At 66.2% G+C, this 6,616-nt stretch carries 4 protein-coding genes; all 4 read left to right on the forward strand.

The genetic code is table 11. From position 1 onward, the window contains the following. The first annotated feature begins 343 nt into the window (after positions 1–343). The 4 genes from ACFZAI_RS17760 to ACFZAI_RS17775 are packed head-to-tail and all read left to right on the forward strand — an operon-like array spanning position 344 to position 6,594. Positions 344–1,942 (forward strand): TolC family protein, encoded by a 1,599-nt coding sequence (locus ACFZAI_RS17760; RefSeq protein ID WP_391568165.1) that lies wholly within the window; start codon positions 344–346, stop codon positions 1,940–1,942. Positions 1,943–1,961: 19 nt separating this feature from the next. Next, the gene (locus tag ACFZAI_RS17765) at positions 1,962–2,954 is read left to right on the forward strand and encodes an efflux RND transporter periplasmic adaptor subunit (protein WP_391568166.1); all 993 of its coding nucleotides are present in this window, start codon (positions 1,962–1,964) and stop codon (positions 2,952–2,954) included. Between the two features lie 12 nt (positions 2,955–2,966). Further along, a complete protein-coding gene (locus ACFZAI_RS17770) occupies positions 2,967–4,421 on the forward strand; it encodes an efflux RND transporter periplasmic adaptor subunit (RefSeq protein ID WP_391568168.1) in 1,455 nt (484 codons plus the stop codon). Between the two features lie 4 nt (positions 4,422–4,425). Then, on the forward strand, positions 4,426–6,594 hold the full coding sequence (locus ACFZAI_RS17775; protein WP_391568169.1) for an HlyD family efflux transporter periplasmic adaptor subunit: 2,169 nt from the start codon (positions 4,426–4,428) through the stop codon (positions 6,592–6,594). The last annotated feature ends 22 nt before the right edge of the window (positions 6,595–6,616 follow it).

The raw sequence follows: 6,616 nt of genomic DNA on the forward strand, positions 1-6,616 counted from the left end.
TCGCAAGAATATTGCGCCGATGCCTGCGGTGCGACTCCGCCTGGCCGTCTGCATACCCCTCGCAAATTGCAGACCGTATCGAGAAAGCGAAATCCTTTGTCGATATTGCTCAAAGTTGCCTGCTTAATTTACCGAACTTAACTATTCAGGCCGTAACCGGATGCTGCGGCCATTCGTATTTACAAGCATGGGCCGCTCGTTGTCTTCCGGGCCGATTCCATACAAGTGCTTTTTACGGTTCGGGAAGTTCAACCAGGCGAATGGACGCGGCGGTTGTGAAGCTGCGGTACAGGCGGATTCAGTCTTAGAGACGCACGCGTTCGTGCGCGAGAAGGGTAAGGACATGAGCACCATCGGAAGCCACAGCATCGTCGGCGCACGCCGGCCCAAGACACAACAGCAGGTCAGGATGCGCGCCGTCGCCGCGTCCATTGCGGCGGTATTGCTTGCCGGCTGCTCCATCCAGCCCAAGCAATTCGAGGCGGCTGAAAACCGCGACCGCGCAAGCGACCTGATCGCGCGGTCAACGGCCGACCAGGAACCCATCACGGGCCCGGTCGACCTGTATGAAGCCATGGCGCGCGCCATCAAATACAACCTGGATGTACGGGTGGAAATGATGGGCGTCGCGTTGGCGCAGCGCGAGCTGGACGTCAAGCACTACGACATGCTGCCGAAGTTTGTGGCATCGCTGGATTACTCCGGCCGCAACAATTATTCCGGCGGCACGAGCCAGTCGTTGCTGACGGGCCAGACCTCATTGGAACCGTCCACGTCGTCCGAAAAGAATGTGTTGCAAAGCAATTTGCAGCTTAGTTGGGACGTGCTGGATTTTGGCTTGTCGTACGTGCGCGCCAAACAAGCGGCTGACCGGGTCAACATGGCCGAAGAGCGCAAGCGCAAGGTCATGAACCGGCTTATCGAAGACGTGCGCACCGCCTATTGGCGCGCTGTCAGCGCAGAGCGCTTGCTGGGCAAGATCCGCGAGTTGGAAACGGCCACGCAAACCGCGCTGGATCTCGCTGCGCAGCAAGATCGGCAGGGGTTGACTGCGCCGCTTGCGCCGTTGAGCTACCAGCGTGAAATGCTGGGCATCCGCCGCGACGTGCAGGCCTTGGGGCGCGAGCTCGGCGTGGCCAAGCAGCAATTGGCCGCGCTGATGAATCTGCCGCCGAATACGCAATACACCATTGCGATGCCGCCGCCCACGGAAGGCAAACAGCCGCTCACGCTGCCCGGCATTGCGGATGACCCGGCGGCGTGGCTGCAAGTGGCCATCGAGAACCGGCCGGAGCTGCGCGAAGTGGCGTACCAGCTGCGGGCGAACGATCAGGAAAACACCGCCGCGTTGCTGCGCGCGTTGCCCAGCCTGAAGCTCTTTGGCGGCCTGAACGCCAGCACGAACGACTTGCTCTACAACAGCAACTGGATCGGCTGGGGCGCTGTCGCCAGCTGGAACCTGTTGAACGTGTTCCGTCTGCCTGCCGAGAAGGCGCAGATCAAGGCGGAAGGCGATCTGCTGGATCAACGGCAGCTGGCACTGACCACTGCGGTGGCCACGCAAGTGGAAGTCAGCCGCGCGCGCTACGCGCTGCGTCAGGATGAGCTGGATACGGCGCGGCGTTTCTACGATGTGCAAGAACGCATCGAAGGCCAGATTGATTCGGGCTTCAAGGCCGAGAAACTCAGCCGGCAAAGCTTGATCCGGGAGCAGATGAACACGCTGGTCGCACGGGTGCGTTATGACCTGGCGCTGGCGGATCTGCAAAACGCTTACGCCAACGTCTTCGCATCGCTCGGGATTGATCCGGTGGACACCACGATGAGCACAGCCGATGCGGTGCCAGCCCTGGCGGACAAGCTGCGCGGCATGTGGGCGGCGCGCACCACCTTCGCCGACAGCAAGCAGGACGCCCGCGTCGCGGCCGCGCCCACTCGCTAATCCCTACGCGGGAGTCATCATGAAGAATCAAACTCGTGTCCCCCTTGTGGCGGGCTGGGGCCGCCGTGTCTGGCTGACGCCGTTATGGGTGGCTTGCGCCGCCGCGTGCAGCCCGGCCTGGAGCGCGGAGCCGCCGGCGGACGGAGGCGCTGCGCGCGGTGTGCTGCGCGCCACGGCCGAGGCGACGCTGTCCTCGTCGATCTCGGAAAAAATCCTCAGCATGCCGCTGCGCGAAGGCGAACGGTTCAAGCAGGGCGACGTGCTGGTCAGTTTTGATTGCCGCCGCCTGGAAGCTGAACTGCGCGCCGCGCGGGCGGGCGCTGCGGTTGAAGCGCGTAACGCAAAGGTGCAGTCGGAACTGCTGCGCATGGCGGCAACCGGCCGCGCCGATGCCGACATCGCGCGCTTCAAGCAACAAGAGCGCCAGGCGCAGGCGGACGCCATCCAGGAGCGGATGGTGGACTGCAAGGTGGTGGCGCCCTATGCGGGCAGCGTGGTGGAGACGCTGGCGCGGCTGGATGAAACGCCGCCGCCCAACGAGAAGCTGATCTCGATTGTGAGCGATGGCCCGATGGAGCTGCACATGGTGGTGCCGTCCAAGTGGCTGGCGTGGCTGAAGGAAGGTTCCGGCCTGGACTTTGTGGTCGATGAAACCGGCGATGTGCTGCCGGCGAAGGTGACGCGGGTGTCGGCGGCGGTGGATGCGGTGAGCCAGACCATCAAGGTGGTGGCGCGGGTGGACAAGGCGCCTGCCAGTGTGCGGCCGGGTATGAGCGGACGCGCCACGCTGGAAGGCGGCATGGCCGCGCCGGCTAGCCCGCTTGCGTTGACCACCGAGCCTGTCCTGACCGGCAAGTTGCCTGTGCAGGCGGTCTATCGCGTGCCAGCCGGCCGCGAAGGGCAGCCGCCCGCTGTCACGGCCATACCGCCCGCGCCCAGCGACGGCGCATCGCGGCCGGCCGTGCGGGTCGGCGGGCCAACGTCTCCTCCGTTCGATTGCAGCGTCTTCTAAGGAGCGGCTTCCATGGCCCTTCATGTGGCGAGTTCCCGTAGTGCGGCGGCTGAATCCGCGGCGGCGGGCGAGGCGGCTCGGCCCCGTCCCGCCGCCAATGCGCCGTCGGTGTCGCAGCCCGATCCGCAGAACAGCACGGGCGCGCAACTGATCCGGCTGGAAGGCGAGCTGCGCCGGTGTGTGTCGCGCGATGAGTTGTGGCGGCACCTGGCCAACGAGCCGATCGCCCTATTGCCGTTTGGCCAGGCGCTGGTATTTGAAGGCGCGCCGGGCGGGCGCTGGCGCGTGGCGGCGGTATCAGGCCTGGCAAGCGTGAACCGCGACGCGCCGCTGGTGCGTTGGTACGAGAACATGGTGTCCGCATTGTGCCGGCCCGCCCCGGACGCGCCGGACGTGCGCGCGGTGCGCACGTTCGACGCGCACGCGTATGCCGATCCGGCCGACCCCTGCTCGGCAGACGCGGTGCTGACCTTTTTGATGTGGGTGCCGTTGGCGGATGTGGACCGGACGCCTCATGCGGGCTGGCTGCTGGCGCGTGACGAGCCTTGGGAAGAGGCGCATCTGCGCTTGGCCGCAAGGCTGGGCGGCGCATATGCCCATGGCTTGAACGCCATTGCGGGCCGGGCGAAGCCGGTCTCGGGATTGCGCCGCCATCGTTCCAAGCTGGTGCTGTCGCTGGGGGCGTTGGCGGCGGTGCTGGCGTTTGTGCGCGTGCCGCTGACGACGCTGGCGCCGGTGGAAGTCACGCCGCAAGATCCTTTTGTTGTGACGGCGGCGCTGCCCGCCGTGGTGGAACGCATTCTGGTGGCGCCGGGCGCGCAGGTTGCGGCCGGCACGCCGCTTGTGCAGTTGGTGGACACGCAGTTGCGCAGCGACTTTGAAGTCGCCATGCAGAAGGTGGAAGTGGCGCGCGCCAAGGTGCTTCGGCTGCAACAGGCGGCCGTGTCCGACCCCACCGCCAAGCGCGAGCTGGCCGTTGCCCAGAGCGAGGAATCCGTCGCCACCGCGGAACGCGATTACGCGCGCGCCATGCTTGCCAAGGCGATATTGCGCGCGCCGCAGGATGGCGTGGCGCTGTATGGCGACCCGCGTGACTGGCTGGGCCGCCCGGTGGCGGTGGGCGAGGCCATCATGCGCGTGGCCGACCCCAACCGGGTGCAGTATCAGCTGAAGGTGCCGGTGTCCGACGCCGTCAACCTGCACGAGGGCGCCTCGGTACGCGTGTTCCTCGATGCCGCCCCGCTGGACCCGCTGGACGCCGATATCGTGCGGGTGGCATACCGCGCGGAAGCCGACGCGGCGGGCGTGTCCAGCTACAACGTGCTGGCGCGCGTCAATGATCCAACCGCCACGCCCGAACGCCTGGGGTTGCGCGGCACGGCGCGGGTGTACGGCGAGCCGGTGTCGTTGGTCTATTACCTGCTGCGGCGGCCGATCACGGCGTTGCGTCAGTGGACAGGAGTCTGACGCCATGGACGCCATCGCCTTGCCTGTCAACGAACCCGAACCCGAACCCGAAGCCGACCCCGGCGCGCGCGTGCTGCCGCCGCTACGTCAGGACCTGCGCCTGATTCCCGATCAGGGTGGCGCGCGTGCCGGTGAATGGGGCGGCAATTGGCGCATCCATGACCCGGCCGCGCATCGCTTCTTCGCCATCGACCAAGACACTGTCGGCATGTTGGCGCAATGGCATCAAGGCACGGTGGGGGCATTGCGCGCGGCGGTGACGCGCACAACGGGCCGCACGCCCGACGATCAAAAAATCCTGGGCTTGATCGACTTTATGCAACGCCACGAGCTGCTGGCGCCGGCAGCGGGCGAAACCTATGCGCGCGTGCGCCAGCAGAACGCCGCGAAAAAGCGCTCGCTGGCGACCCAGCTGCTGCATAGCTATCTGTTTTTCAAAGTGCCGCTGGCGCGCCCCGATGCCTTCCTGCGCCGCACGCTGCCTTGGGTAACGCTGTGCTTCTCACCGGTCTTCTGGTGCCTGGCGGCGCTGCTGGGCGCGTTCAGCCTGTACCTGGTGTCCCGCCAATGGGACGCCTTCCTGCATACCTTTCCCGACATGATTTCGGCCACCGGCGTGATCGCGTTCGGGTTGAGCCTGGCGCTGGTGAAGACCTTGCATGAACTGGGTCATGGCTACACCGCCGTGCGGCTTGGTTCGCGCGTGACGACGATGGGCGTGGCGTTCGTCGTGATGACGCCCATTCTGTACACCGACACCACCGACGCGTGGCGCCTTCCGCGGCGCCAGCGCGTTCTGATCGACGGCGCGGGCATGGCGGTGGAGCTGCTGGTGGCGGTGTGCGCCACGCTGGCGTGGGTATTCGTGCCCGACGGCCCCTGGCGCAACGTGGCGTTCGCGCTGGCGACGACGGGCTGGGTGCTGAGCCTGGCCGTCAACCTGAACCCGCTGATGCGCTTTGACGGCTACTACCTCTTTAGCGACCTGATCGGCATCCCCGGTTTGCAAGACCGCTCGTTCGCCATGGCGCGCTGGTGGATGCGCGAACGGCTGTTCGGCTACGGCGATGAGCAGCCCGAGCCCACCTACGGACACACGCGCCTGCTGCTGATCGGCTTTGCCTACGCCACCTGGATCTACCGCTTCTTCCTGTTCCTGGGCATTGCCCTGCTGGTCTATCACTACTTCTTCAAGCTGCTGGGCATCTTTCTGTTTGCGGTGGAAATCGGCTGGTTCATCGTGCTGCCGATCTGGCGCGAGCTGAAAGTGTGGGTCAAGCGTCGCCGCGAAGTGGGCCGCCAGGCGTTCATCACCTTGGGCGTGCTTGCGCTGCTGGCCGCCGGGCTGTTGACGCCTTTGCCCTACACGGTGCGCATCCCGGCCGTGCTGACGGCCACACAACAGGCGCCCGCCTTTGCGCCTCGTCCTGCACGCCTGGAGGCCGTGCGCGTGCACCAGGGCGAGTTCGTGCGCGCCGGGCAGATCCTGATGGCGTTGAGCGCGTCGGAAATCGAGCAGCAGTTGACGGCGGCGCGTGAACGCGAACGCTTGTTGAACGAACGGCTGGACCGCCGCAGCGCGGATCGCAAGGACTTGTCTGAGTCGCTGACGCTGGCGCGCGAAGTGCAGCTGGAACGGGATCGCATCGCAGGCTTTGACCGCGAGCGCTCGCGCTTGGCGGTGCGCGCGCCCGTCGATGGCGTGGTGGTGGAGTTGGCGCTGGAGTTGTCGCCGGGGCGTTGGGTGGATGAGAAAACGCGTCTGGCGCTGATTGCCACGCCCGACAGCCTGGAGGCGCGCGGCTACGTCAATGCCGACGACCTGCGCCGCATCCGCGAAGGGGATACGGGTGAATTCGTGGATGAGCTGCGCCTGATGCCCGCGCGCGCCATTCAGGTATCGCGCATTGGCGCGGCGGCCAACGACACCTTGGAGAACTGGCTCTTGACGTCCGCGCATGGCGGCGACGTTGCGGCGCGCCAGTTCGAAGGCAGGCTGCGTGCGGAACAAGCGGTGTTCGAAGTGGCGGCCGACGTGACCGATACCTCGCGTCACACCCAGCCCTTGACCGAAGTGCGCGGCGAAATGCAGATCCGGGGCGAACCCATCAGCCTCGCCGGCCGTGTGGTGCGCCGCGTGGTCAGCGTGCTGTTGCGGGAGGCCGGCGCATGAGCGCTCAGATAGACGAAAGGCG

This window comes from Achromobacter sp. NPDC008082 (assembly GCF_042957345.1).
Taxonomy (GTDB): domain Bacteria; phylum Pseudomonadota; class Gammaproteobacteria; order Burkholderiales; family Burkholderiaceae_B; genus Achromobacter; species Achromobacter kerstersii_A.

What these genes read in the sequence shown, in the direction of transcription:
- ACFZAI_RS17760 (WP_391568165.1), top strand. Translation starts at nt 344, where the DNA reads ATGAGCACCATCGGAAGCCACAGCATCGTCGGCGCACGCCGGCCCAAG.
- ACFZAI_RS17765 (WP_391568166.1), top strand. Translation starts at nt 1,962, where the DNA reads ATGAAGAATCAAACTCGTGTCCCCCTTGTGGCGGGCTGGGGCCGCCGT.
- ACFZAI_RS17770 (WP_391568168.1), top strand. Translation starts at nt 2,967, where the DNA reads ATGGCCCTTCATGTGGCGAGTTCCCGTAGTGCGGCGGCTGAATCCGCG.
- ACFZAI_RS17775 (WP_391568169.1), top strand. Translation starts at nt 4,426, where the DNA reads ATGGACGCCATCGCCTTGCCTGTCAACGAACCCGAACCCGAACCCGAA.